General features: G+C 72.0%; 21 protein-coding genes, 1 rRNA gene and 1 riboswitch. Of the genes, 15 read left to right on the top strand and 7 right to left on the bottom strand.

Annotated elements, in window-relative coordinates:
* The 12 genes from rrf to ACIQOW_RS18330 form a co-directional block, all read left to right on the top strand.
* Positions 1-92 (top strand): 5S ribosomal RNA (gene rrf, locus ACIQOW_RS18385); the annotation flags it as partial.
* Positions 93-190: 98 nt separating this feature from the next.
* Positions 191-811, top strand: coding sequence for a CDP-alcohol phosphatidyltransferase family protein (locus ACIQOW_RS18380; RefSeq protein WP_401085879.1), 621 nt, complete (start codon positions 191-193; stop codon positions 809-811).
* A 124-nt stretch (positions 812-935) separates the two neighbouring features.
* A complete protein-coding gene (locus ACIQOW_RS18375; protein WP_401085876.1) occupies positions 936-3,431 on the top strand; it encodes a sugar phosphate nucleotidyltransferase in 2,496 nt (831 codons plus the stop codon).
* Between the two features lie 199 nt (positions 3,432-3,630).
* Positions 3,631-4,698 (top strand): DUF881 domain-containing protein, encoded by a 1,068-nt coding sequence (locus tag ACIQOW_RS18370; RefSeq protein ID WP_401085874.1) that lies wholly within the window; start codon positions 3,631-3,633, stop codon positions 4,696-4,698.
* Positions 4,695-5,027: a small basic family protein gene (locus ACIQOW_RS18365; protein WP_030062488.1), complete on the top strand. Its 333-nt coding sequence runs from the start codon at positions 4,695-4,697 to the stop codon at positions 5,025-5,027. The genes ACIQOW_RS18370 and ACIQOW_RS18365 overlap by 4 nt, the downstream gene beginning before the upstream one ends.
* 190 nt (positions 5,028-5,217) lie before the next feature.
* On the top strand, positions 5,218-6,099 hold the full coding sequence (locus ACIQOW_RS18360) for a DUF881 domain-containing protein (RefSeq protein WP_401085871.1): 882 nt from the start codon (positions 5,218-5,220) through the stop codon (positions 6,097-6,099).
* 289 nt (positions 6,100-6,388) lie between these two features.
* A complete protein-coding gene (locus ACIQOW_RS18355; protein ID WP_188300047.1) occupies positions 6,389-7,276 on the top strand; it encodes an FHA domain-containing protein in 888 nt (295 codons plus the stop codon).
* Positions 7,277-7,455: 179 nt separating this feature from the next.
* A complete protein-coding gene (locus tag ACIQOW_RS18350; protein ID WP_401085905.1) occupies positions 7,456-8,148 on the top strand; it encodes a MerR family transcriptional regulator in 693 nt (230 codons plus the stop codon).
* Positions 8,149-8,245: 97 nt separating this feature from the next.
* Positions 8,246-8,722 (top strand): bifunctional nuclease family protein, encoded by a 477-nt coding sequence (locus ACIQOW_RS18345; protein ID WP_030303568.1) that lies wholly within the window; start codon positions 8,246-8,248, stop codon positions 8,720-8,722.
* Positions 8,723-8,946: 224 nt separating this feature from the next.
* The gene (locus ACIQOW_RS18340) at positions 8,947-9,591 is read left to right on the top strand and encodes a MerR family transcriptional regulator (protein ID WP_188300048.1); all 645 of its coding nucleotides are present in this window, start codon (positions 8,947-8,949) and stop codon (positions 9,589-9,591) included.
* A 100-nt stretch (positions 9,592-9,691) separates the two neighbouring features.
* Positions 9,692-10,408: a vancomycin high temperature exclusion protein gene (locus tag ACIQOW_RS18335; RefSeq protein WP_401085902.1), complete on the top strand. Its 717-nt coding sequence runs from the start codon at positions 9,692-9,694 to the stop codon at positions 10,406-10,408.
* A gap of 72 nt (positions 10,409-10,480) precedes the next feature.
* A complete protein-coding gene (locus tag ACIQOW_RS18330; RefSeq protein ID WP_401085868.1) occupies positions 10,481-11,911 on the top strand; it encodes a DNA polymerase IV in 1,431 nt (476 codons plus the stop codon).
* Positions 11,912-12,054: 143 nt separating this feature from the next.
* Here ACIQOW_RS18330 and ACIQOW_RS18325 read toward each other — a convergent pair whose 3' ends face one another.
* Positions 12,055-13,551, bottom strand: a complete 1,497-nt coding sequence (locus ACIQOW_RS18325; RefSeq protein ID WP_401085865.1) for an MFS transporter — start codon at positions 13,549-13,551, stop codon at positions 12,055-12,057.
* A 162-nt stretch (positions 13,552-13,713) separates the two neighbouring features.
* Positions 13,714-14,877, bottom strand: a complete 1,164-nt coding sequence (locus tag ACIQOW_RS18320) for a PRC and DUF2382 domain-containing protein (RefSeq protein WP_401085862.1) — start codon at positions 14,875-14,877, stop codon at positions 13,714-13,716.
* A gap of 223 nt (positions 14,878-15,100) precedes the next feature.
* Positions 15,101-15,204, top strand: a riboswitch (glycine riboswitch).
* A 237-nt stretch (positions 15,205-15,441) separates the two neighbouring features.
* Between ACIQOW_RS18320 and gcvP the strand changes: the two genes are divergently transcribed.
* Positions 15,442-18,342: an aminomethyl-transferring glycine dehydrogenase gene (gene gcvP / locus ACIQOW_RS18315; protein WP_401085859.1), complete on the top strand. Its 2,901-nt coding sequence runs from the start codon at positions 15,442-15,444 to the stop codon at positions 18,340-18,342.
* A gap of 122 nt (positions 18,343-18,464) precedes the next feature.
* Here gcvP and ACIQOW_RS18310 read toward each other — a convergent pair whose 3' ends face one another.
* On the bottom strand, positions 18,465-18,656 hold the full coding sequence (locus ACIQOW_RS18310; protein WP_188300053.1) for a DUF5999 family protein: 192 nt from the start codon (positions 18,654-18,656) through the stop codon (positions 18,465-18,467).
* A 413-nt stretch (positions 18,657-19,069) separates the two neighbouring features.
* Entirely contained in the window at positions 19,070-19,642 is a 573-nt protein-coding gene (locus ACIQOW_RS18305) for a hypothetical protein (protein WP_401085858.1), read from the bottom strand.
* A 392-nt stretch (positions 19,643-20,034) separates the two neighbouring features.
* Here ACIQOW_RS18305 and ACIQOW_RS18300 point away from each other — a divergent pair, with 392 nt between their 5' ends.
* Complete coding sequence (locus ACIQOW_RS18300) at positions 20,035-21,540, top strand: glutamate--cysteine ligase (RefSeq protein WP_401085900.1); 1,506 nt, start codon at positions 20,035-20,037, stop codon at positions 21,538-21,540.
* Between the two features lie 95 nt (positions 21,541-21,635).
* Positions 21,636-22,424 carry a CPBP family intramembrane glutamic endopeptidase gene (locus ACIQOW_RS18295; protein WP_401085855.1) on the top strand — a complete coding sequence of 263 codons (789 nt, stop codon included), beginning with the start codon at positions 21,636-21,638 and terminating at the stop codon, positions 22,422-22,424.
* Here the strand turns inward: ACIQOW_RS18295 and ACIQOW_RS18290 are convergent.
* From ACIQOW_RS18290 to ACIQOW_RS18280, 3 genes are all read right to left on the bottom strand, one after another.
* The gene (locus ACIQOW_RS18290) at positions 22,402-22,929 is read right to left on the bottom strand and encodes an HAD domain-containing protein (RefSeq protein ID WP_401085853.1); all 528 of its coding nucleotides are present in this window, start codon (positions 22,927-22,929) and stop codon (positions 22,402-22,404) included. The two genes, ACIQOW_RS18295 and ACIQOW_RS18290, sit on opposite strands and share 23 nt — an antisense overlap.
* Positions 22,930-23,030: 101 nt before the next feature.
* A complete protein-coding gene (locus ACIQOW_RS18285; RefSeq protein ID WP_401085851.1) occupies positions 23,031-24,302 on the bottom strand; it encodes an MFS transporter in 1,272 nt (423 codons plus the stop codon).
* A gap of 70 nt (positions 24,303-24,372) precedes the next feature.
* Positions 24,373-25,074, bottom strand: coding sequence for a dienelactone hydrolase family protein (locus ACIQOW_RS18280; protein WP_401085848.1), 702 nt, complete (start codon positions 25,072-25,074; stop codon positions 24,373-24,375).
* Positions 25,075-25,114: the final 40 nt, after the last annotated feature.

The raw sequence follows: 25,114 nt of genomic DNA, 5'->3' as shown, positions 1-25,114 counted from the left end.
CGCCCGGTTACATTCCGAACCCGGAAGCTAAGCCTTACAGCGCCGATGGTACTGCAGGGGGGACCCTGTGGGAGAGTAGGACGCCGCCGAACAATCATTCGAGAGAAACCCCCGCCGGGTGAACCGGTCGGGGGTTTCTCTGTTGTAGGGTCAATGTGCATTGTCGTCACACGGGACAGGAGGCCCCCGGGTGGAGGTCCAGGAGACGCGGGTCCAGACCGATCGCGTCCTCACCATCCCCAACATGCTGAGCATGGGCCGACTGGTCGGTGTTCCGCTCTTTCTCTGGCTCATCCTGTGGCCGGTCTTCGACGGGCCCAACAATGACGGTTGGGCACTGTTGATCCTGGCGTTGAGCGGGGTCAGCGACTACCTGGACGGAAAGCTCGCCCGGCGGTGGGGGCAGATCAGCCGGGTGGGGCAGCTGCTCGATCCGCTGGCCGACCGGCTCTATGTGCTGTCCACGCTGGTCGGGTTGACCTGGCGCGAGATTCTGCCGTGGTGGCTCACCGCGATCCTGTTGGCCCGTGAGGTATTCATCGCGGCGCTGCTGCCGATTCTGAACCGGCACGGTTACGGCCCGCTCCAGGTGAGTTTCCTGGGGAAGGCCGCGACCTTCAATCTGATGTACGCGTTTCCGCTTCTGCTGCTCGGAAGCGTGGACAACTGGATCGCCCGGCCGGCCGAGGTCGTGAGCTGGGCCTTCATCTGGTGGGGCACGACGCTGTACTGGTGGGCCGCGATTCTCTACGCGGTTCAGGCGAGGCGGATCGTCCGGGCGAGCAGGGCCGGCGCGGCGTCCACAGTCTGAGACGTGATCTGAGAGAAGCCCCACGCCCCATCGGTGCGTCGGACGATACCTTCCGGGTAGAGAACCCTCTGGAACGGTTTGATGGACCTGCTGGTCCACCACCGCGAAGGAGGACGCACCCGTAATGAAAGCCGTTGTAATGGCAGGGGGCGAGGGCACCCGACTCCGCCCGATGACCTCCAGCATGCCGAAGCCGCTGCTTCCGGTCGCCAATAGGCCGATCATGGAGCACGTGCTTCGGCTGCTGAAGCGGCACGGCCTCTCCGACACCGTCGTCACCGTGCAGTTTCTGGCGTCACTGGTCAAGAACTATTTCGGTGACGGCGAAGAGCTGGGCATGCATCTGACCTATGCCCACGAGGAGACGCCACTGGGCACTGCGGGGAGTGTCAAGAACGCTGAGGACGCGCTCAAGGACGATTCCTTTCTGGTGATCTCCGGTGACGCGCTGACCGACTTCGATCTCTCGGAATTGATCGACTTTCACCGAAGCAAGAACGCTCTGGTCACCGTCTGTCTCACGAGGGTGCCGAATCCACTGGAGTTCGGTATCACGATCACGGACGACGAGGGGAGGGTCGAGCGCTTCCTGGAGAAGCCGACCTGGGGGCAGGTCTTCTCCGACACGGTGAACACCGGTATCTACGTGATGGAGCCCGAGGTCTTCGACTACGTCGCGGCGGGTGAGTCCGTCGACTGGTCGAGTGACGTCTTCCCGCAGCTGTTGAAGGAGGGCAAGCGGGTCTACGGCTACGTCGCCGAGGGCTACTGGGAGGACGTGGGCACCCACGAGAGCTACGGCAAGGCCCAGGCGGACGTCCTGGAGGGCAAGGTCCACGTCGAGCTCGACGGGTTCGAGATCTCGCCGGGCGTCTGGGTCGCCGAGGGCGCCGAGGTGGACCCCGAGGCGGTGCTCCGCGGGCCGCTGTACATCGGCGACTACGCCAAGGTCGAGGCCGGCGTGGAGATCCGCGAGCACACCGTGCTGGGCAGCAACGTGGTCGTCAAGCGCGGCGCGTTCCTGCACAAGGCGGTGGTGCACGACAACGTGTACGTCGGGCCGCAGAGCAATCTGCGGGGCTGCGTGGTCGGCAAGAACACCGACGTGATGCGGGCCGCGCGGATCGAGGACGGCGCGGTGATCGGCGACGAGTGCCTGGTCGGCGAGGAGTCGATCATCGGCGCGAACGTCCGGGTCTACCCGTTCAAGACCATCGAGGCCGGCGCCGTCGTCAACACCTCGGTGATCTGGGAGTCGCGCGGCCAGGAGCACCTGTTCGGGGTGCGCGGGGTCTCGGGCATCCTGAACGTCGAGATCACCCCGGAGCTGGCCGTCCGGCTCGCGGGAGCGTACGCGACGACGCTGAAGAAGGGCGCCACCGTCACCATTGCGCGTGACCACTCGCGTGGTGCGCGTGCACTCAAACGGGCGATGATCTCGGGGCTCCAGACCTCCGCGATCGACGTCAGGGACCTGGAGAACGTGCCGATGCCGGTGGCCCGGCAGCACACGGCGCGGGGGAGCGCGGGCGGGATCTTCCTGCGGACCACGCCCGGAGTGCCGGACTCGCTGGACATCCTCTTCTTCGACGAGCGCGGGGCGGATCTCTCGCAGGCCGGGCAGCGCAAGCTGGACCGGGTCTACGCACGTCAGGAGTACCGGCGGGCCTTCCCCGGCGAGATCGGGGACCTGACCTTCCCGTCCAGCGTCTTCGACTCCTACGCGGGCAACCTGCTGCGGACGGTGGACACCACCGGGGTCCGGGAGGCCGGGCTGAAGGTGGTCGTGGACACCGCGCACGGCAGTGCGGGCCTCGTCCTTCCGAGCATCCTCGGCCGACTCGGGGTCGAGGCGCTCACCGTCTCCAGTGGGCTGGACGAGGCCAGGCCGACCGAGGACGCCGAGGTGCGGCGGGCCGGTCTGGCCAGGCTGGGCGAGCTGGTGGCCTCCTCCCGGGCGGCCTTCGGCGTGCGCTTCGACCCGGTGGGCGAGCGCGTCGCGTTCGTCGACGAGCTGGGCCGAGTGATCGACGACGACCGGGCGCTGCTGGTGCTGCTGGACCTGGTCGCGGCCGAGCGGCGCAGCGGGCAGGTGGCGCTGCCGGTGACCACGACCCGGATCGCCGAGCAGGTCGCCGCCTACCACGGCACCCAGGTGATCTGGACCACGACGACGCCGGACGACCTCGCGAAGGCAGCCTCCGCCGAGGGCACGGTGTTCGGCGGGGACGGGCGCGGTGGCTTCGTGGTGCCCGAGTTCAGCGGGGTGCTGGACGGCGCCGCGGCCTTCGTCCGGCTGGTCGGCCTGGTGGCGAGGACCCAGCTCACGCTGAGCCAGATCGACGCGCGGATTCCGCAGGCGCACATCCGGCGCCGGGACATCGCGACGCCGTGGGCGGCCAAGGGCATGGTCATGCGTTCGGTGGTGGAGGCGGCAGGCAGCCGTCGGCTGGACACCACCGACGGCGTCCGGGTGGTCGAGGCGGACGGGCGCTGGACGCTGGTGCTGCCCGACCCGGCCGAGGCGGTCACCCATCTGTGGGCGGAGGGCCCCGACGACGAGGCCACCGAGGCGCTGCTGGACGAGTGGGCGGCGGTGGTCGACGGTGCGGGGCGGTGACGGCCAGGGCGTGAGCCCGGTGCGGACCTGAGTCCCGGACGACGACCCCGAACGGCGGGGCGCGCGGTGTGATCCGCGCGCCTCGCTGTCCGTTTTCACATCATTCGGAACGGTCCGTCACTTTCTGCCATGTGTGCAGCGTGTGTGCAGCTCAGGGGCCGTGCACGGGCCCCTGCGGCGACATGGGACGATGGTCTCCATGCCAGCGACGCCGACACCGAGTGCTCCGAACGGACGGTACAACCGCCCGGACGCCTCGATGTCCCTGCTGACCGGCGTGATGGACCACAGCCTGGACGAGGGCTACGCGGAGGCGGCCGCCGCGCGCGGCGGGGCCCGCGACAGCCGGATACCCGGCACCCTGTCGGGCCTGCTCACGCTGGGCGCCGGGCTGGCGCTGGTCGGAGCGGTGGTGACGGTGGGCGCGGTGAACGCGCACAAGGCCGAGCCGACGCTGGCCAAGGAGCGGGACGCGCTGATCCACCGGATCAACGACAGCAACACCTCGGCCGACCACTTGCAGAAGCAGGTGCAGGAGCTGCGGCTCAAGGTCGACAGCACGCAGCAGCAGGCGCTCGCCTCGGGTCCCGGTGATCCCGGCGGGGTGACCGGTGCCGTCGGTCTCGGTGAGGTCACCGGACCGGGGGTGAAGCTGGTCCTGGAGGACGCCGCGGGCACGGGCGCCGGCGGCAACGTCGACCCGCGGGCCGGGCAGGGCTTCTCCAGCAGCGGCCGGCTGCGGGACCGCGACCTGCAACTGGTGGTGAACGGCCTCTGGGGATCCGGGGCCGAGGCGATCGCGATCAACGGACAGCGGCTGACCGCGCTGTCCGCGATCCGGGCCGCGGGCGAGGCGGTGCTGGTGGACAACCGGCCGCTGGTGCCGCCGTACAACATCCAGGCGATCGGGGACGGCTCGAAGCTCCTCACCGCCTTCCAGAAGGACATGGCCGGGGAGTACCTGCGGCTGCTCCAGGAGCAGTACGGCATCAAGTCGACGCTCTCCGCGCAGAAGAACCTGACGCTGCCGGCGGCGGTGGGGGTGACGCTGCGGACCGCGCAGCCGGTGACGCCCGAGCCCTCGCCCACGGCGACCCCGGCCGCCCCGAGCGGCACGCCGTCGGGTAGCACCGGAACCCCGGAGGGCTCCGGCGCGTCGCTCTCACCGTCGGCCCCGCCTTCCGCGTCCACCTCGCCGACCACCAAGCGACGTCCGTCGACCGGACCCACCAAGACCACGCCAGGGACAGGAGCAGCCAGACCGTGATTGCCGTACTGGGTCTTGTGATCGGGGTGGTCGTCGGCCTCTTCGTCCAACCCGAGGTGCCGGACGCCGTTGTGCCCTACCTGCCGATCGCGGTGGTGGCGGCGCTGGACGCAGTGTTCGGTGGCGTTCGGGCGATGCTCGACGGGATCTTCAACGACAAGGTGTTCATCGTCTCGTTCCTGTCGAACGTGGTGGTCGCGGCACTGATCGTGTTCCTCGGTGACCAGCTGGGCGTCGGCTCGCAGCTCTCCACGGGCGTGGTCGTCGTCCTCGGCATCCGCATCTTCTCCAACGCGGCCGCGATCCGGCGCCATGTCTTCCGCGCCTGAGCCCGGCCGCGAGGCGGCGGAGGAGAAGCGGGAGCCTGCGGGAGCCGGGAAGGCCGCTGGGAAGCCGGACGAGAAGCCTCCCGCGAAGCCCGTCGAGGAGCCCGAGCCCGGGACGGACGGGGAGCCCGTCGGGGCGCAGGACGTGTCGGAACCGAAGTCTGACGCTAAGGCTGAGCCTGAGGCCGGTCCGGTGTCCGAGCCGACGCTGCGGCTCACGAAGGCGGTCGAGCCGGCGCCGGAGGCTGAGCCCGCACCCGCGGCCGAGCCGGTGGCAGCGTCCGAGCCCGAAGCGGTGCCCGAGCGCGAAGCAGCAGAAGCCGCCGAGCAGCCGCCCGCCGTGGACCGGAGTGCCGGCCGGCGGCGGCTGAAGGCGGCGCTCTGGCCGCCGCGGCTGTCGCGCGGGCAGCTGGTGGTGGCGCTGCTGCTGTTCTCGCTCGGCCTGGGGCTGGCGATCCAGGTGCGGTCGACCAACGACCACCACAGTCAGCTGCGCGGGGCGCGCCAGGAGGACCTGGTCCGGATCCTCGATGAACTGGACAGCCGTCAGCAACGTCTCCAGCAGGAGAAGGCGGAGCTGGAGCAGTCCCTGGCGAAGTTGGAGAACAGCTCCAACCAGGCCAAGGAGGCGCAGGAACAGACCAGGAAGAAGGTGACGGAGCTGGGCGTGCTCGCCGGCACCGTCAAAGCCACTGGTCCCGGCATCGTACTCACGGTCGATGATCCCCAAGGGCAGGTGAAGGCAGATATGCTGCTGGACACCCTGCAAGAACTTCGAGCGGCGGGGGCGGAGGCGATTCAGATCAACGATGTGCGCGTGGTGGTCAACACCTACTTCACCGACCTGTCGGCCGGTGGGGTGCAGATCGACGGGAAGAAGGTCTCGCAGCCCTACCGGTTCACGGTCGTGGGGAACCCGCAGGATCTGACACCCGCGCTGAACATCCCGGGAGGTGTCGTCCGCACGCTGGAGAGCCACCAGGCGCGGGCGACGATCACCCAGCAGCAGAAGGTGGTCGTGGACGCCCTCGTGGACCCGAAGTCGCCGCAGTACGCCAAGCCGGCTTCGAAGTGACGGGGCGCCCGACGAACGGCCCGTCAAGGGCGGGCGGCACCCGCCGCGGGGCGCCGCCGTCACATGGGCGAGACTGGTTCGCACCGGTACGCTCCGGAGCGACAACCGCAGTACCGGCGGCCGCAGGACTGGCAGCCGCAGCACCAACAGCCACAGCATCAACAACCGCAGCACCACCGGCCGGAGTGCCACTCCGGCGGGCCCGAGCCGCAATGACCGGGCTCGCAGCATGTCCGAGGTTCTCACCCTGCCCCGCGGGCGGGTCTGTCACACGCAAGGGGATTCGCCCGTGAGTTTCTTCTCGAAGTTGTTCGGTCGCAACAAGGGCCGCGACGCGGCCGCCGTCGAGGCGCCGACCGCTCGCCACCGCCGTCCGGAGGACGAGCCCGCCGTGCCCGGCATGCGACCCGCCCCCGAGTCCGGCCCGTACGCCGGGCAGCAGCTGTACCGGGACGGCGGCGCCGCCCAGTACGTGGGGAATCCGGCGGGCTACGGCGCGTCGGTTGACCCCTCCGGCGAGCCGCGCATAGGTTTCCCGTCAGGACCCTCAACCTCTGGTGGAGGGTTTGCTCCGGACCCGTACGCCGGGCACAACCCGTCGGGTGTGCCGCGCCAGGAGGCTGTGAACATGGCTGGCCCCACTCCGTGCCCCAGGTGCGGCAACCGGAACCCGGCCGCGGCCCGGTTCTGCTCCAACTGCGGTACGGCGCTGCGCGGCGGCCTGCTCCCGGAGGGGGCGGCGGAGACCACGTCGACCATCTCCATCTCCGGCCTGGAGTCGTACGATCCGAGCGCCACGACCGGCACCAGCACCGGCGCCACGCCGGCGCTGTCGGCCGAGGTGCTGTCGGCGATCGACGCGCTGCCGCCGGGCTCGGCCCTGCTGATCGTGCAGCGCGGTCCGAACTCGGGCAGCCGCTTCCTGCTGGACTCGGACGTCACCACGGCGGGACGTCACCCGCAGGGTGACATCTTCCTGGACGACGTCACGGTCTCCCGCCGCCACGTGGAGTTCCGCCGCACCCAGGCCGGCTTCAGCGTCGCGGACGTGGGCAGCCTCAACGGCACCTACGTGAACCGGGAGCGGATCGACGAGGTGTCGCTGAACAACGGCGACGAGGTGCAGATCGGGAAGTACCGGCTGGTGTTCTTCGCCGGCCACAACCGGGGGTACTGAAAACGACGCAGGCAGGAGCCCGAGTGAACACGAATACCCCTTCCTCTTCTCTCGGGGCGGCCACCCCAGCCCCGTCCGGTCCGCAGGCGGACCGCGGCGGGCGCGGGGTGGTCGCGGGTCCGCGGCAGCCGCTCAGGCCGGAGCGGCCGGCCGGGCGCCGGCGCGGCGGTGACGAACTGCTGAGCATCGGCGCGGTGCTGGCCTTCCTGCGCGACGACTTCCCCGAGGTCACCATCTCCAAGATCCGCTTCCTGGAGGCGGAGGGGCTGGTCGAGCCGCAGCGCACGCCCTCGGGGTACCGCAAGTTCAGCCCGGCCGACGTCGAGCGGCTGGCCTACGTCCTGCGCATGCAGCGGGACCACTACCTCCCGCTGCGGGTGATCCGCGAGCACCTGGACGCCATCGAACGCGGGGAGAGCCCGCCCGCGCTGCCCCCCGCCGACGCCAGGCCCGGGCCGCTGGAGGAGGCGGACCGGGAGCTGGTGGCCTCGGGCGAGGTGCCGTCCGGGGTCCGGCTGGGGCGCGCCGAGCTGCTGGCGGCGGCCGAGGCCGGGGAGCGGGAACTCGCCGAGTGGGAGGCCTACGGGCTGGTCGTCCCGGGCTCGGACGGCGGGTACGACGGCGAGGCGCTCCAGGTGGCCAGGCTGGTCGCGGAGCTCGGCCGGTACGGGCTGGAGCCCCGGCACCTGCGGGCCATGAAGGCGGCGGCGGACCGCGAGATCGCGCTGGTGGAACAGGTGGTGGCACCGTTGCGCCGGCACCGGAACCCGCAGACCAGGGCACACGCGGAGGCCACCGCACGGGAGCTGGCGACGCTGTCGGTACGGCTGCACGCGGCGATGGTCCAGGCCGGTCTGCGGACCCGCGGGTAGCGGTCGTGACCGGCTCGCGGCGTCGGGTGCACCGCGCTGACCAGCGGCGTCGGCCCTGCGCTTTCATATCCGGGAGCGGAGCCATAGGGTTGCCTGTGTGAATGAGCTCGACGTCGTGGGTGTCCGAGTGGAGATGCCTTCCAACCAGCCGATCGTGCTGCTTCGGGAGGTCGGGGGAGATCGCTACCTGCCGATCTGGATCGGCCCCGGCGAGGCGACCGCGATCGCCTTCGCCCAGCAGGGCATGACGCCGGTGCGCCCGCTGACGCACGACCTGTTCAAGGACGTCCTGGAGGCGCTCGGCCAGCAGCTCACCGAGGTCCGGATCACCGACCTGCGGGAGGGCGTGTTCTACGCCGAGCTGGTGTTCGCCGGCGGGGTCGAGGTGAGCGCCAGGCCGTCCGACGCCATAGCGCTGGCACTGCGCACCGGCACGCCGATCTACGGGAGCGAGGAGGTGCTCGCCGAGGCGGGCATCGCGATCCCGGACGAGCAGGAGGACGAGGTCGAGAAGTTCCGCGAGTTCCTCGACCAGGTGTCGCCCGAGGACTTCGGGGGCAGCGGTCCGCAGTAGCGGGGACCGTCCGATCGGCTATTTGACCCGCCCGTTTTGCCAAAAATCAGCCACCTACCCACACTAGGGGCACGAAAAACCACTCTCCTGAGTGATGTGGTTTGTCTGACCCGGCGTGGCGATCGTTGACGGGTCATAGGGGACTGCCTACCGTCAGGAGTGGCTGTCCGGGGAGCCGATGCCCGCAGTCGGGTTGCCCGCAGCACGAGTGGACGGAGGCAGGCATGAGCAGCACCGGCGATGACGCGGCCGTGGGAGGCCGGTGCGCCGTGCACATGCCGCGCACCGCTCGCACCGTCACGGATCTGCCCCGGGTGGGCAGGTTCCCGGCCGTACAACCGGGCCAGCCCGCGATCGAGCGGCTGGCCCCGACATCGGAACTGCTCGGCTTCCGCGGCCCGACGGCCTGCGCGGCGGCCGGCATCACCTACCGCCAGCTGGACTACTGGGCCCGTACCGGACTGCTGGAGCCCAGCGTCCGTACGGCGTACCCGTCGACCAGCCAGCGGCTGTACAGCTTCCGCGACATCCTGCTGCTGAAGATCGTGAAGCGGTTGCTCGACGCGGGCGTCTCGTTGCAGAACATCCGGGTGGCCGTCGCCCACCTCCAGGCCGCCGACCCGGCGGCCCTGGCCGGGATGACGCTGCTGTGCGACGGCGCGACGGTGTACGAGTGCTCCACGCCGCAGCAGGTGGTGGACCTGCTGAAGGGCGGTCAGGGGGTCTTCGGCATCGCGGTGGGAGCGGTCTGGCGGGAGCTGGAACTCACCCTCGGGCGGCTGCACGCCGAGCGCACCGACACGGGCGAGACGCTGGTCGGGCACGACCCGGGTGACGAACTGGCGCAGCGCCGCAACCGGGCGGTCTGACGAGGCGTTCGACGGGGCCGCGGGCCCGGACGGGGAACCGTTCGGGCCCGCGGCCCCGTCGTGTTGCCTGGTTGACGTGATCGAGGGAGGGCACGTGGGGATCGGCACCGGGATATCGGGGTTGCTGCGGCGCAGGGCCGGGCTGCTGGGGGCACGGCTGCGTGGGCGGCGGACGCAGCGCAGGGTGTTCCAGGCCGGGACGGTGCTCTGCTCGCTGGCGCTGGCACCGAGCGCCTGGGTGTGGTTCTCCGCCGGGGACCGGGTGGGCACGGTGGAGAGCGCGCCGCCCGCGCCGGTCGCGGTGGTCTTCGGCGCCGGGCTGGACCAGGGCAGGCCCTCGCCGTACCTGGAGCACCGGCTGGTCGCGGCGCTGGACCTGTACCGGGAGGGGAAGGTGCGGGCGATCCTGGTGACCGGGGACAACGGGCGGGCCGCGTACTCCGAGCCCGACGCGATGTACACCTACCTGACCCAGCACGGGGTGCCCGAGGACCGGGTGGTCCGGGACTACGCGGGCTTCGACACCTGGGACTCCTGCACCAGGGCGCGCCGGATCTTCGGGGTGGACCACGCGGTGCTGGTGAGCCAGGACTTCCACGTCCGCCGGGCGTTGGCGCTGTGCGAGGCGGCGGGCATCCGCTCGTACGCGGTCGGGGTGCCGGAGCTGCACGACGCGACCTGGCTGTACGGCGGGCTGCGGGAGGTGGCCGGGGCCGGCAAGGCGGCGGCCAACGCCTGGCTGCGGCCGGACCCGGTGTTCCTCGGGCCCGAGGAGGACGGCATCCCGAAGGCGCTGGCGGAGGCCGCGGGGAAGTAGCGCCCGGGGCCGGCCGGTGGGCGTCCGGCCGGGTTCGTACGCACTGTCGGACCCGTACGCGATGATCGGCGGGTGCGATCTCTGCCGAGCATCATCCACCTCGACATGGACGCCTTCTTCGCGGCGGTGGAGCAGGCGGCCAAGCCGAGCCTGCGCGGCAAGCCGGTGGTCGTCGGCGGGCTCGGCGGGCGCGGGGTGGTCTCCACGGCCTCGTACGAGGCACGGAAGTTCGGGGTGCACTCGGCGATGCCGATGGCGCAGGCGCGCCGGCTCTGCCCCAACGCGGCCTACCTGTCGGGGCGGTTCGAGGCCTACCGGCAGAACAGCGAGATCGTGATGGGGCTGCTGCGGCAGCTGTCCCCGCTGGTGCAGCCGCTCAGCCTGGACGAGGCCTTCGTGGACCTGGAGGCAGGTCCGTACGGTCCGGCGCTGCTGGAGGCGGACCACGGGACCGGCGAGCGGCTGGTGCTCGCGCTGGCGGAGGACCTGCGGGCGGACATCGAGCGGCTGACCGGGCTGACCGGCTCGGTCGGTGCGGCCGGTTCCAAGCTGATGGCCAAGATCGCCTCCGAACAGGCCAAGCCGGACGGGCTGGTCATGGTCGAGCCCGGGCAGGAGCGGGCCGTGCTCGGCCCGATGCAGGTGCGGGCGCTGCCGGGGATCGGCCCGGCCACCGAGCAGGTGTTGCGCCGGGCCGGGCTGAACACGGTGGCCGACCTCGCGGAGGCGGGGGAGGCGGAGCTGGTGCAGCTGGTCGGGCGGGCGCACGGCGCCGGGATCTTCCAGATGTCCATGGGGCTGGACGACCGGCCGGTGATCGCGGACCAGGACGCCAAGTCCGTGTCGGTGGAGGACACCTACGAGGTGGACCTGGCCGACCGGGACCGGGTGCTGCGCGAGGTGGAGGCGCTGGCCGGCAGGTGCGTGCGGCGGCTGCGGGCGGCCGCGCGCTCGGGGCGGACGGTGGTGCTCAAGGTCCGGCGCTTCGACTTCTCGACGCTGACCCGCTCGGAGACGCTCGGCGGGCCCACCGACGACGAGGCGGTGATCACCGCGACCGCGCGCCGGCTGGCCGAGCAGGTGGACATCACCGGCGGGGTCCGGCTGCTCGGCGTGGGGGTCACCCAACTCGCCGACTACACGCAGGAGGACCTGTTCGCCCAGGCGCTGCGGGAGGAGGCCGCGGAGCAGGCGGAGGCGGTGGCCGGGACGGAGCAGGCCGAGGAGGAGCCGGAGGCCGTCGTGGTGCGCCGCTGGATGCCTGGACAGGACGTCCGGCACGAGGAGTTCGGACCGGGGTGGGTGCAGGGCAGCGGCGTCGGGAGGGTCACCGTACGGTTCGAGACGCCGTGGAGCGGGCCGGGGCGGGTGCGGACCTTCGCGGTGGACGACCCGGCACTCGAACCGTCCGGGGCGCTGCCGTTGCGCCGGGGCCAGGGCGGGGACGAGGACGGTCCGGCGGCGGGGGACGGCGGGGCCGATCGGCCGGACCGCGGGCACTGAGACGCGAAAGCGGCCCCGCCCGGTGGGGGAGTACCGGGTGGGGCCGCATCACCGTGCCGGTCCCCGTACGTTCGTGATGCCCTCACGGCGTACGGAGGCCGGGCCCCGCGCCCTGTCCCTGAGCGCGGGGGCCGGACGCCTCGTCAGGCGTCGGTCTTGACCAGCTCGGGGCTGGAGTCCTGCTTGGCCGAGCCGCCGACGACGGTCGGGGTGGCGGCCGACTTGACGCCGCGGATCAGGAACGGGACGACGCCGGCGACGACGCAGACGACGGCCGCGGTCCAGAACGCGTGCTTGTAGGCGTCCAGGGTCGGGAAGGAGAACGGGATCTGCGGCGGCAGCTTCATGGTGTCGCCGGTCAGGATGGCGGCCATGACGGCGGTGCCGATCGCGCCGCCGACGGTGCGCAGCACGGCGTTCATGCCGTTGGCGATGCCGCTCTGCTCGGCCGGGACGGCGCCGTTGATGTAGGCCGGCATCGCGGAGAACGCGAGGCCGATGCCGAGGCCGAAGATCGCCGAGGCGGTGTAGATGTCGGCCTCGTGGCTGTGGCGCACGGCCAGGTAGGCCATCGCGACGGCGCCGAGGACGCCACCGAGGACCAGCGGCAGGCGCGGGCCGCGGCGGCCGATCAGCAGGGCGCCGAGCGGGGCGGCGACCATCGAGCCGAGGGCGGACGGCAGCAGCATGATGCCGGCGTGCAGCACGGTGGCGGTGAAGCCGTAGTGGGTCAGCTTCTCCGGGGTCTGGGCGAAGTTGCTGATGACCATGAAGGAGCCGTACATGCCGAAGCCGATGAGCAGGCCGGCCAGGTTGGTGAACGCGACGGCCGGGCGGGACATCATCTTCATGTCCACCAGCGGGTGCGCGACCCTGGTCTCGATGATCCCCCAGACCAGGGCGACCACGGCGGCGACGGCGAACAGGCCGAGGGTCTTGGTGGAGGTCCAGCCCCAGTGGTTGCCCTGGCTGACCGCGACCAGCAGGGCGGAGAGCCAGCCGGCCAGGGTGAGGGCGCCCAGCGGGTCGGCGCCGCCCTCCTTGTCGGTGACCGGGTCGGACGGGACGCGGAAGGCGACCAGGGCGACCGCGAGCAGGCCGAAGAGCAGGCCCATCCAGAAGATCGACTTGTAGCTCCAGTGCTCCAGCAGCAGGCCGGTGGCGACCAGGCCGAGGCCGGAGCCGACGCCCATCGAGGCGCTGATGGCGGCGACGCCGCCGGTCACCTTCTGCTTGGGCAGCTCGTCACGGACGATGCTGATCGCCAGCGGCAGGACGCCACCGCCGGCGCCCTGGAGGACACGGGCGACGACCAGCCAGGTGAAGGAGTGGGTGCTGACCGCCAGGGCCGAACCGGCGACCAGGCCGGCCAGCGAGATCAGCAGCATCGGCTTGCGGCCCCGGAGGTCGCCGAAGCGGCCCAGCAGGGGAGTCAGCACGGCTGCGGAGAGCAGGTTGGCGGTCATCAGCCAGGTGATGCTGGACGCCGAGACGTCCAGTTCCTTGGCCAGCGAGGGCAGGATCGGGACGACCGCGGTCTGCACCACGCTGAACGACAGCATCGCCAGGATGAGGGCCGGCAGGACCCGGGCGCTGCTCTGCTTCTCGGCCGCGGTGGTGGGCTGTGGTGCCTCACTCACGGTTGCTTCCTCCCGTACATAGTGAATGAACTGAAGTAACTTTGCAGTGGATACTTCAGAGTGTCAAATATCGACTGGTTAAGACTTGGTAAAGCCGAAGGGTCGGGTACGCGACAAGGGCCCCGGACGGTTGTCCGGGGCCCTTGTCGCGCGCGGGTGCGGTCAGACGAGTGGCCGCAGTGAGGCCGGGCGGGGTGAGTCGGGGGACGGGGTGCTGCGGGACACGGCGTCGGGGGGCGGGGAGGCAGAGGCGGGGGTGGTGGTGTCGTGGACCTCGACCTGCTCGCGGCGGAGCTCGTCCCGGATCACCTCCTCGGTCGTGTAGCGCTCGACGACCAGGCGGACCCGCTCGATGGGGGCGAGGAACTTGCGGACCACCGGGTGTTCCTCACGGAGGGTGACCTCCTCGACGGCCTCGGCGATGTCCTTCTCGGTGAGGGTGGCGCGCTCGGCGTCGCTGACCGGCATCCGTTCGACCCGGACGCGCTCGCGGACCACCGGTACGCGGCGCTCGACCTGTTCGGTCGTCACGTACTTGCGCAGCTTCGCGGTGCCCAGGGTGCGCCACTCGGTGGTGATCTCCAGTCGCTCCTCGCGGCAGGTGATCTCGACCGGGCCGCTGAGGGCGGTCGAGGCGGGGCCGGTGCTCGTGACGTTCGTGGTGGTCGTGGCTGCCGCCGTCGGGGCGGGGGTGGGAGCGGGCTGCGACTGGGGTTTCGGTTCCGCGGTGGGCGCGGCAGGTGCGCCAGGTGTGGTGGAGGTGGTGGCCTCGGGGGTGCTGAGGGTCCGCATGTCGTCCTCCGGGGCGGTCCTGGCGGTGTCCGCGGCGGTGGACGCGAACGGGATGACGGCCGGCTTGGCCGGGGCGGGTTCTGGCGAGCGCTCGGCGGTGTGGAAGGTGAGCGACTTGGCCGGGGCCGCCGCGGCCGTCGTGGCGGCGGCCGCGGTGGTGCCGAACTCCAGGTCGGGCTGCTTGGGGCGGCTCCCGTTCTCGCCGTTCGGGCGGCCGTCCGCCGGTGTGTCGAGCCCGTAGTAGCGGTAGAGCTGGAGCTCCTGCGCGGGCGACAGGTGCTGGCCGACGCCGAAGTCCGGCGACTCCTTCACCAGTGACTTGTCGTACGGCACCCGGAGTTCGTCGCCGGCGAACTCGCTCGTGGTCAGCGGGACGAAGGCGTCCCGGCCGAAGATGCCGGTCCGGACCGCGGCCCACTCGGGCCGTCCGGTCGCGTCGTCCAGGTAGACCTCGTCGACCGTGCCGATCTTGTCTCCGTTGCGGTCGACGGCCTTGTGACCGATGAGGTCCCGGGGGTCGATGTCGGTCTGCACTCATGCCTCCAGTGCGCTGAGCCTGCGGAACTCCCGCAGGAAGGCGGCCGGAGCACCCGTTCCGTCCGCCACTTCACACCAAAAGCCATGAATCGGACGGGCGCGACCGGGGTGCGCCGGACGGGCTGCGCGCTGGACCGTCCGGGGGACGCGCGTAGATCTCAAGCGACCTGACGCACCCGTGATCGGGAGGTCTCCCGCTGGTACCCTGGGCGGCGACCGCAGAGCCCGCTCGGGAGAGTCTCCGACCGCGAAAACCGCTGGTCGGAGCGCCGAAGGAGCAACTCCTCCCCGGAATCTCTCAGGCATCCGTACCGTGTGGGGTAGGTCACTCTGGAAAGCAGGGCAGGACCGTCGGCATGGGAGCCGACGATCACCACCCTCACCGACGGTGCAAGCCGACGGGGCGCCCACAGCGCACCGTGCGGGTGAAGCTCTCAGGTCCCGATGACAGAGGGGGAGGCCTTTCGGGTCGCCCGCCCAGGCTGAGCCGCTGTCCGCAGCGGCGAAGGCCGGCCGGCGTGCGCACCCCCGCCGGTCCGTGACCAGGAGGCCTCGACCACCATGAACGCCCAGCCGAACGCGGGACGCCCCACCGGCGCCTCGACCCTCACCGAGCTTGAGCTGGCCAGCCCCTTCGAGAACCGCCACATCGGCCCCGACGCCGCCGCGCAGGAGAAGATGCTGGCGTCCGTCGGCTACGGCTCGCTGGACGAGCTCGCCGCCACTGCGGTGCCCGAGGCGATCCGCTCCATCACCGCCCTCGACCTGCCCGCGGGCCGGAGCGAGGCTCAGGTCCTCGCCGAGCTGCGCGAGCTGGCCGGCCACAACCAGGTGCTCCAGCCGATGATCGGCCTGGGTTACTACGGCACCTTCACCCCGCCGGTGATCCTGCGCAACGTCATGGAGAACCCGGCCTGGTACACCGCGTACACCCCGTACCAGCCGGAGATCTCGCAGGGCCGCCTGGAGGCGCTGCTCAACTTCCAGACCCTGGTCTCCGACCTGACCGGCCTGCCGACCTCCGGCTCCTCGCTGCTGGACGAGGGCACCGCGGCCGCCGAGGCGATGGCGCTGGCCCGCCGCGTCACCAAGGTCAAGGGCGGCGTCTTCCTGGTCGACGCCGAGACCCTGCCGCAGACCGCCGCGGTGATCAACACCCGCGCCGTGCCGACCGGTGTCGAGGTCGTCGTCGCGGACCTGTCCGAGGGCATCCCGGCCGAGATCGCCGAGCGCGGCGTCTTCGGCGTGCTGCTCCAGTACCCCGGCGCCACGGGTGTGGTCCGCGACCTCGCCCCGGTGATCGAGCAGGCGCACGGCCTGGGCGCGATCGTCGCCGTCGCCGCCGACCTGCTCGCGCTGACCCTGCTCAAGTCCCCGGGTGCGCTGGGCGCCGACATCGCCTGCGGCACCTCGCAGCGCTTCGGCGTGCCGATGGGCTTCGGCGGCCCGCACGCCGGCTACCTGTCGGTGCGCGCCGAGTACGCCCGCTCGCTGCCGGGCCGCCTGGTCGGCGTCTCCGTCGACGCCGACGGCAACCGCGCCTACCGCCTGGCGCTGCAGACCCGCGAGCAGCACATCCGCCGCGAGAAGGCCACCAGCAACATCTGCACCGCCCAGGTGCTGCTCGCCGTGATGGCTTCCATGTACGCCGTCTACCACGGCCCGGACGGCCTGGCCGACATCGCCCGCCGCACCCACCGCTACGCCGCCGCTCTCGCCGAGGGCCTGCGGGCCGGCGGCGTGGAGCTGCTGCACGGCGAGTTCTTCGACACCGTCACCGCCGTCGTCCCGGGCCGCGCCGCCGAGATCGCCGCCACCGCCCGCGCCAACGGCATCAACGTCCACCAGGACGGCGCGGACCGGATCTCCGTCTCCACCGACGAGACCACCACCCGCGAGCACCTGGCCGGCGTCTGGGCCGCGTTCGGCGTCCCCGCCGTCGAGATCGCCGAGGCCGCCGGGGCGCTGCCCGCCGCGCTGCTGCGCGAGGACGAGTACCTGACCCACCCGGTCTTCCACAGTCACCGCTCGGAGACCGCCATGCTGCGCTACCTGCGCCGCCTGTCGGACCGGGACTACGCGCTGGACCGCGGCATGATCCCGCTGGGCTCCTGCACCATGAAGCTCAACGCGACCACCGAGATGGAGGCGGTGACCTGGCCGGAGTTCGGCCAGCTGCACCCCTTCGCGCCGATCGACCAGGCCCAGGGCTTCCTGACCCTGATCCGCCAGCTGGAGCAGCAGCTGGTCGAGGTGACCGGCTACGACGCCGTCTCGATCCAGCCGAACGCGGGCTCCCAGGGCGAGCTGGCCGGCCTGCTGGCCGTGCGCGCCTACCACCACGCCAACGGCGACACCCAGCGTGACGTCTGCCTGATCCCGTCCTCGGCGCACGGCACCAACGCGGCCTCCGCGGTGATGGCCGGCATGCGCGTGGTCGTGGTGAAGACCCTGGTCGACGGCGACGTGGACGTCGAGGACCTGAAGGCCAAGATCGAGCAGCACCGCGACAGCCTCGCCGTGCTGATGGTCACCTACCCGTCCACCCACGGCGTGTACGAGACCCAGATCACCGACATCTGCGCCCTGGTGCACGAGGCCGGCGGCCAGGTGTACGTGGACGGCGCCAACCTGAACGCCCTGGTCGGCCTCGCCAAGCCGGGCAAGTTCGGCGCGGACGTCTCGCACCTGAACCTGCACAAGACCTTCTGCATCCCGCACGGCGGCGGCGGCCCGGGCGTCGGCCCGGTCGCGGTGCGCGCCCACCTGGCGCCGTACCTGCCGAACCACCCGCTCCAGGCGGAGGCGGGCCCGGCCACCGGCGTGGGCCCGATCTCGGCCGCGCCGTGGGGCTCGGCGGCCATCCTGCCGATCTCCTGGGCGTACGTCCGGCTGATGGGCGGCGAGGGCCTCAAGCACGCGACCCAGGTCGCGGTGCTGAACGCCAACTACATCGCCAAGCGCCTGGCGCCGCACTTCCCGGTGCTCTACACCGGCCCCGGCGGCCTGGTCGCGCACGAGTGCATCATCGACCTGCGCCCGCTGACCAAGGAGACGGGCGTGACGGTGGACGACATCGCCAAGCGCCTGATCGACTACGGCTTCCACGCGCCGACGATGTCGTTCCCGGTGGCCGGCACGCTGATGATCGAGCCGACCGAGTCCGAGGACCTGCACGAGATCGACCGGTTCTGCGACGCGATGATCACCATCCGGGCCGAGGTCGACAAGGTCGGCTCGGGCGAGTGGCCGGCCGAGGACAACCCGCTGCGCAACGCCCCGCACACCGCCGCCACGCTGGCCGGTGACTGGGCGCACGGCTACTCGCGGCAGGAGGCGGTCTTCCCGGCGGGCGTGAACCCGGCGGACAAGTACTGGCCGCCGGTGAGCCGGATCGACGGCGCGTACGGCGACCGCAACCTGGTCTGCTCCTGCCCGCCCATGGACGAGTACGGCGTCTGACCGGACCGGACCCGAGGAGGTCCTGCTCGGACCGGCAGGGCCCCGGCGGAGTTTCCGCCGGGGCCCTGCCCGTTGCGCTCGTTCGTCGGCGGCTGCCCCCGCCGTACGGTCCGACCGGGTGGTCAGGCCGCGTGGGCGACGGGGCGGCGCGGGGCGATCACCCGGCCGTCGGGCAGCAGTTCTCCGGTGTCCTCGAAGAGGACGACGCCGTTGCAGAGCAGGCTCCAGCCCTGCTCCGGGTGGCGGGCCACCGACGCGGCCGCCTCACGGTCCTCCGACTCGGCCGACGGGCACTCAGGACGGTGCTGGCACATACGCGTACCCTCGCTTCGCTTCGCGATCCTCCCCGTGATGCGGACGCCGGAGGTCGGGCCGTCCGGAGCCGCCGCGGTAGTCGGATCCTGTCCGCACGCCGGCCAAGTGTGGACCGGCGCTCAAGTGGGTAGGACAGGGGGTCCTTCCACGCTGGTTCCCAGTGTCGGCATCTGCGGACCCGCGCGCAGGGATTTCGTGACATGCGCCACAACTCCCGGGCATAGATCACCCGTTCAGGTGGGACAGCGGGGAAATGGCGCACCAGTGGGTCAGTCGGGACATGGCCCGTTGGGGCCATGGCGGATGGCTCGTCCAGGTGGGTGCCGTTCGGGTGAGGAACGCGGGGGCGGGCGCGCGGGCACGGCTGAGGGCCGCCGGGCGGGTGGGCCCGGCGGCCGGTGGGGTCGCCGGGTCAGGAGGAGCCGAGCAGCAGCGGCCTGGCGAGCGGGGCGCGGGCGAGCAGCGGCAGCAGTTCGGCGGCCGGGCAGGCGCGGTGCGCGGTGACGCCGAGTGGGGCCGGGGCCAGCGGGATCAGCAGGTCGGCGGTCGGATCGGTGTCGGGGCTGTGCAGCCAGAGCGCCGTGGCGTACTGGCCGGGGAAGGTCAGCAGCCGGGGCTGCCGGCGGGTCCTGGAGCCCTGGGCGAGCTGCCAGGCCTCGCGCAGGGCGCGGACCGTCGAGTCGAGGTAGGGGCCGGCGGTGAAGTGGGAGAAGGTGTGACCCTCGGCGCTCTGCACCACCTCGGCGGCGGCGGCGACCTCGGTGCCGTCCTTGATCAGGAAGCGCCAGCCGGTGCGGCGGGCGGCCGGGAGCTCCGGGCGCGGGCCGTTCAGGACGTACACCGCGAGCGGGTGGGCGGGGAGTAGGGGGCCGTTCGGACGGAGCAGTGCTGCGGCGGCGGGCTGGCGCAGTGCGGTCTCCGAGTCGAGCGCGCCCAGGACGGCGCGCAGGGCGCTCGGTGGGGGCTGGGGGGTTTGCAGGGTCATGGCGGGGTCCGCCTCTCCAAGCGAGATCGGCGTGCGAGTGCGGCATACCGGCATGGCGCGGCGACGCGTCCACGGTGACGGGCCTGGCCGTGTCCGGTTGTGCAGGATCGCGGTGCCGGCGCGGTCGCCGCCGTCGACGAGGCTCCGGGGTTCCGGAGCTTCGGGGCAAAGGCGGACCGGCCGGGGGCTGGCGAGATTCGAACAGATGCGCAGGGTGACCTGTTTATCACAGGCAGTGGCGTCGGGCAAGTCCACAGTTCTACTGATTCTCCGTCAGACGCCTTGCAATGCAAGCCAGTAGGCGCATTCGGGTATCGATCTTCGGGGTGGGCATCATGCTTGCACGGTCGGTCGACCGGGTGCTCGACGGGGTGGCTCTGGAGGAGGGGACCGTGGGCGAGAAGGTCGTGGCGACTCGGGCGGAACTGGCGGACCGGCAGCTGTACCGGCGCAAGCTCCAGACCTGCCTCGAAGCGCTCGGACGGATGCTCGGGGAGGACCGCTTCGACCGGCCGCGGGCGGTGATGGGCCTGGAGATCGAGCTCAACCTGGCCGACGAGCAGGGCCTGCCGGCCATGAACAACGCCCAGGTGCTGAGCGCGATCGGCTCCAGCGACTTCCAGACCGAGCTGGGCAAGTTCAACATCGAGGTCAACATCACCCCGCACCGGCTCTGCGGACACGTCTTCGAGGAACTGCGCGAGGAGATCGACACCGGGCTGCGCTACGCCGACCGGCGGGCGGCCGAGGCGGGCGCCAGGATCGTCATGGTGGGAATCCTGCCGACCCTGGAACACGCCCACACCGGGCTGGACGCGATGAGCCACAACCAGCGGTACAGCCTGCTCAGCGACCAGATCCTGGCCGCTCGCGGGGAGGACATCGCGCTGGACATCGAGGGGGTCGAGCACCTCCAGCTGGAGTCGATCACCATGGTGGCCGAGGCCGCCGCGACCTCGCTCCAGCTGCACCTCCAGGTGACCCCGGAGCGGTTCTCCTCGGTGTGGAACGCGGCCCAGGCGCTCTGCGGGCCGCAGCTCGCGCTCGGCGCCAACTCGCCGTTCCTGTTCGGGCGGGAGCTGTGGCGGGAGACCCGTCCGGTGCTCTTCCAGCAGGCCTGTGACACCCGTACGGCGGAGCTCAAGGCGCAGGGGGTGCGCCCGATCACCTGGTTCGGCGAGCGCTGGGTGGACTCGGCGTACGACCTGTTCGAGGAGAACCTGCGGTACTTCCCCGCGCTGCTGCCGATCTGCGACGACGAGGACCCGATGAAGGTGCTGTCCTCGGGCGGTGCGCCCAGGCTCGCCGAGATGAGGCTGCACAACGGCACCATCTACCGCTGGAACCGCCCGGTGTACGACGTCGCGGGCGGGATCGCGCACCTGCGGGTGGAGAACCGGGCTCTGCCGGCCGGGCCGACGGTGGCCGACACCCTGGCCAACGCCGCCTTCTACTACGGGCTGGTGCGGGTGCTCGCCGAGCAGCCCAGGCCGGTCTGGACCCGGCTGCCGTTCGAGCGGGCCGACGAGAACTTCCGGCAGGGCGCCCGGTACGGCATCGACGCGGTGTTCCAGTGGCCCCGCCAGGGGCGGGCCGGCCGCGGCGGCGGGCTGCAGACGGTGTCCGCCGTCGACCTGGTGCTGAACGAGCTGCTGCCGATGGCCCACCAGGGCCTCGAAGAGTGGGGTGTGGAGCCCGCGGACCGGGACCGCTACCTGGGCATCATCGAGCAGCGCTGCCTGCGCCGCACCAACGGCGCGACCTGGCAGGCCGCGACCTTCCACCGGCTGCGCGAGCAGTACGGGATGGACCGGCCGGCCGCGCTCGCGGCGATGACCAGGCGCTACGCCGAGCACATGCGCGGCGGCGAGCCGGTGCACACCTGGCCGGTGGGCTGAGACCTCCCCGCCGGGGCGCTGCGGCGGCTGTGTCAGGATGATCGCTCCGGCGGTCGGCCGACGGCCGGAGCGACCGCCCGTCCGCTGGAGCCCCCGTGACCACCGTCCCGACCGCGCCGGAGACCGCGAAGCCCACCCGTCGGCTGCTCGGCGCGGAGCTGCTGATCGTCCTGGGCCTCTCCCTCGGGGCGAGCGGGATCAGTGCGCTGATCAGCTTCACCGGCTCGCTCACCGAACCGCTCAAGCTCGGCCAGCAGGTCGCCACGCTGAACGGCTCGCGGGCGCCGGGGCGGCCCTGGCTGGACCTGGTGTGGCAGCTGTACTACATCGGGCGCGGGCTGATGCCGGTGGTGCTGGTCGGCTACCTGCTGGTGCGCGAGGGCGTGGCGCTGCGGGTGCTGGGCTTCGACCTCGGGCAGAAGCTGCGCGACCTGGGCCGGGGCGCCGCCGTCGCGGCCGCCATCGGCGGGTCGGGGCTGGCGCTCTACCTGGCCTCGCAGGCGGCCGGGTACAACCTGACGGTGGCGCCGTCCGGGCTGCCGGACGTGTGGTGGCGGGTGCCGGTGCTGCTGCTGTCGGCCTGGCAGAACGCCGTCCTGGAGGAGGTCCTCGTCCTCGGCTACCTGCTGCGCCGGGTGCGGCAGCTGGGGTGGTCCTGGCCGGTGGCGGTGGCGGCGAGTTCGGTGCTGCGCGGCTCGTACCACCTGTACCAGGGGGTCGGCGGGCTGGTCGGCAACATGGTGATGGGCGTGGTGTTCTGCCTGCTGTACCGGCGTTGGGGGCGGGTGATGCCGCTGGTGGTGGCGCACGCGTTGATCGACACGGTGGCCTTCGTCGGGTACGCCCTGCTGGCCGGGCACGTCAGCTGGCTGCCGACCCCTTGACCGACAGCGCCTGGCCGCGCGGCGGGCGGGCGAGCAGCCGGTCGACGTGCCGGCGCTCCAGGCCCTGACCGGGGTCGACGGGCAGCAGCAGGCGGTCCCGGCGCCACTGGGAGCGGCGGACCAGCCGCGGTGGGATGACGTCGTCCACCCAGGCGAACGGGCGCCCCTCGGCGTAGCGCAGCAGCGGGGCCCACTTTGCGGCGGAGAAGAGCTCCATCAGCGGGACGCGCGGGTCGCCCGGCTGGGGGGCGTAGCCGGTGAAGGTGACCACGGGGAGCGGGTCCAGGCCGATCGCCGGGGCGATGTGGGTGTTCGCGTGGGTCTCCCAGGTGGTCGCCCACACCAGGTCGTACGTGCGGGCGAGTTCGCGCAGCCAGGCGCCGTGCCGGGCGGAGAGCAGGACGGTGTAGCCGAACATGGTGTGGGCGTCGAACCCGGCGTCCGGATGCGGGCAGACCGGGTTCAGGACGCCGTCGACGTCCAGGAACAGCAGTGGCTTCGGCACCGGTGGCCCCCAGAGACAGTGGTGTTTCCTGACTGTTCGGACGACCCGCGCGCACCTCCGGTTGCTCATGGGGGGTGGGCGCACGCGGGGCGCACAGGGGCTCACGGCGCGGGCGCGGGCTCGCTGACGGACACCGGTGCGTCGGTCGTGCTCCGCCGGCTCAACCGGCGCACCTGCGGTTCCAGCAGGACGACCGCGCTGAGCACCAGGCAGATGACGGCGCACGCCCAGAGCGCTCCGGACAGGCCGAGCGCCACCGCGGCGGGCCCGGCCAGCGCGGTGCCGACCGGGGCCAGCGAGTAGGAGCCGAGTTCGTCGTAGGCGCTGACCCGGGAGAACATCTCCTCGGGTATCTCCTGCTGGAGCGCGACCATCCAGTTGACGCCGAAGACGGTGACGCCGACGCCGGACAGGAACATCGCGACGACCAGCAGCGGCAGCGGCACCTCGGCGGCGAGGGCGAGGGCGGGCACGCCGAACAGGAAGACCCCCCAGTTGCCGACCAGCAGGATCCGGCGGGGCCGCCAGCGGGTCATCAGCACGCCGGTGGCCACCAGCCCGACGCCGTAGGCGGACATCGCCAGGCCCCAGGCGCCCGCGCCGCCGAGCCGCTCCTTGGCGGCGGTCGGACCGTACACCGACTCGACCGCGTTGATGCAGGCGACCAGGACGGAGAACTGGAGCACGATCACCCAGAGCCAGCGGCGGGAGGCGAACTCCCGCCAGCCCTCGCGCAGATCGCGCAGCATGCCGCCGCCGGAGGGCACCGGGCCCTTCTCCGGCTCCAGGAAGTAGCGGAGCGCGGCGGCGGCCAGGAAGCAGAGGGCGTCCAGGGCGAGCACCCAGCCGGGGCCGACGGCGGCGGTGAGCGCGCCGCCGAGGGCCGCGCCGCCGATCTGGGAGGCGTTGAGGCCCATCCGGAAGACCGCGAAGGCGCGGGCGGCGTGCTCCTTGGGGACGGCCTGCATGATCATGCCGCCGGAGGCGGGCGAGTACAGGGCGTAGCCGGCCCCGCCGGCCGCGGAGAGCACCATCATCTGCCAGAACCGGACGTCCCCGGTCAGCACCAGGGCGGCCAGGACGGCCTGGGAGACGCCGCTGAACACGTTGGCGGCGACCATGATCAGGTGGCGCGGCAGCCGGTCGGCGAGGGTGCCGCCGACCACCATGAGCAGCACGGTGGGCACCAGTCGGGCGGCGGTGACGTAGCCGACCTCGGTGGTGGTGCCGCCGTTGCCGAGCACGGCGAAGGCGGTGGCGATGGGGGCTCCGGCGTTGCCCAGGCCGCTGATCACGGTGGCGGCGGTCTGGATGCGGAAGTTGCGGCTCGCCCAGGCGAAACGGCGGGGGGAGGAGGGTGGGGTGGTCGGCACCCGGTGACTATGCCGAAGGGTCGTACGGCTGTCCATACGGTTTTCGTACCGGCACCCCGGAACGGGGGTGTCAGCCGAGGTGGCCCCAGAGGAAGGCGAGCGTGCGGCGCCAGGCGATCCGGGCCTGGAGCGGGTCGTGGGTGCCGATCAGGTTCTCGTCGTTCATGAAGGCGTGCCCGGCCGGGTAGAAGTGGATCTCCGGACGGACGTCGGTGGCCTCGCCGATCCGGATCGCCGCCTCGTCCACGGTGGCCATCGGGATCGAGCCGTCCAGCTCGCCGAAGTGGCCGAGCACGTGGGCGGTCAGACCGCGGTAGTCGAAGTCCGGGTCGGGCGGCAGGCCGTAGAACGGCACCACGGCGGCCACCTTGTCGCCGGCCCTCGCGGCCAGCAGCAGGGCGAAGCCGCCCCCCATGCAGAAGCCGACCACCCCGACCGCGTCGCCGACCACGCCGTCCAGCGCGAACAGGTGGTCGACGGCCCCGGCGAGGTCCTCCACCGCCCGCTCGACCGGGAGCTCGCGCCTGAACCGGGCCGCCTCGGTGCCGTCGTGGGTGGTGGCGCCGCCGAACAGGTCGGGGGCGAGGACGGTGAAGCCCTCGGTGGCGAAGCGGTCGGCCACGTCGGCGATGTGCGAGGTGAGGCCCCACCACTCCTGCACCACCACCAGGCCGGGACCGACGCCCTGCGGCGGGCGGGCCAGGTAGCCGTGCGCCGTACGGCCGTTGCTCGGGAAGGTGACGTTCTGCCGGGAGCCGCCCTGGTCAGGCATGGCTTCCTCTCGGTGGGTCGGGCCGCGTGCGGCGGGGGTC

The organism is Kitasatospora sp. NPDC091335 (assembly GCF_044757205.1).
Classification (GTDB): Bacteria; Actinomycetota; Actinomycetes; order Streptomycetales; family Streptomycetaceae; genus Kitasatospora.
This window is presented reverse-complemented; position numbering and strand designations above follow the sequence as displayed.

Bases quoted from the DNA above. Each gene is read 5' to 3' on its own strand.
- ACIQOW_RS18375 (WP_401085876.1), top strand. From the start codon at position 936: ATGAAAGCCGTTGTAATGGCAGGGGGCGAGGGCACCCGACTCCGCCCG.
- ACIQOW_RS18370 (WP_401085874.1), top strand. From the start codon at position 3,631: ATGCCAGCGACGCCGACACCGAGTGCTCCGAACGGACGGTACAACCGC.
- ACIQOW_RS18340 (WP_188300048.1), top strand. From the start codon at position 8,947: ATGAGCAGCACCGGCGATGACGCGGCCGTGGGAGGCCGGTGCGCCGTG.
- gcvP (WP_401085859.1), top strand. From the start codon at position 15,442: ATGAACGCCCAGCCGAACGCGGGACGCCCCACCGGCGCCTCGACCCTC.
- ACIQOW_RS18310 (WP_188300053.1), bottom strand. From the start codon at position 18,656: ATGTGCCAGCACCGTCCTGAGTGCCCGTCGGCCGAGTCGGAGGACCGT.
- ACIQOW_RS18305 (WP_401085858.1), bottom strand. From the start codon at position 19,642: ATGACCCTGCAAACCCCCCAGCCCCCACCGAGCGCCCTGCGCGCCGTC.
- ACIQOW_RS18280 (WP_401085848.1), bottom strand. From the start codon at position 25,074: ATGCCTGACCAGGGCGGCTCCCGGCAGAACGTCACCTTCCCGAGCAAC.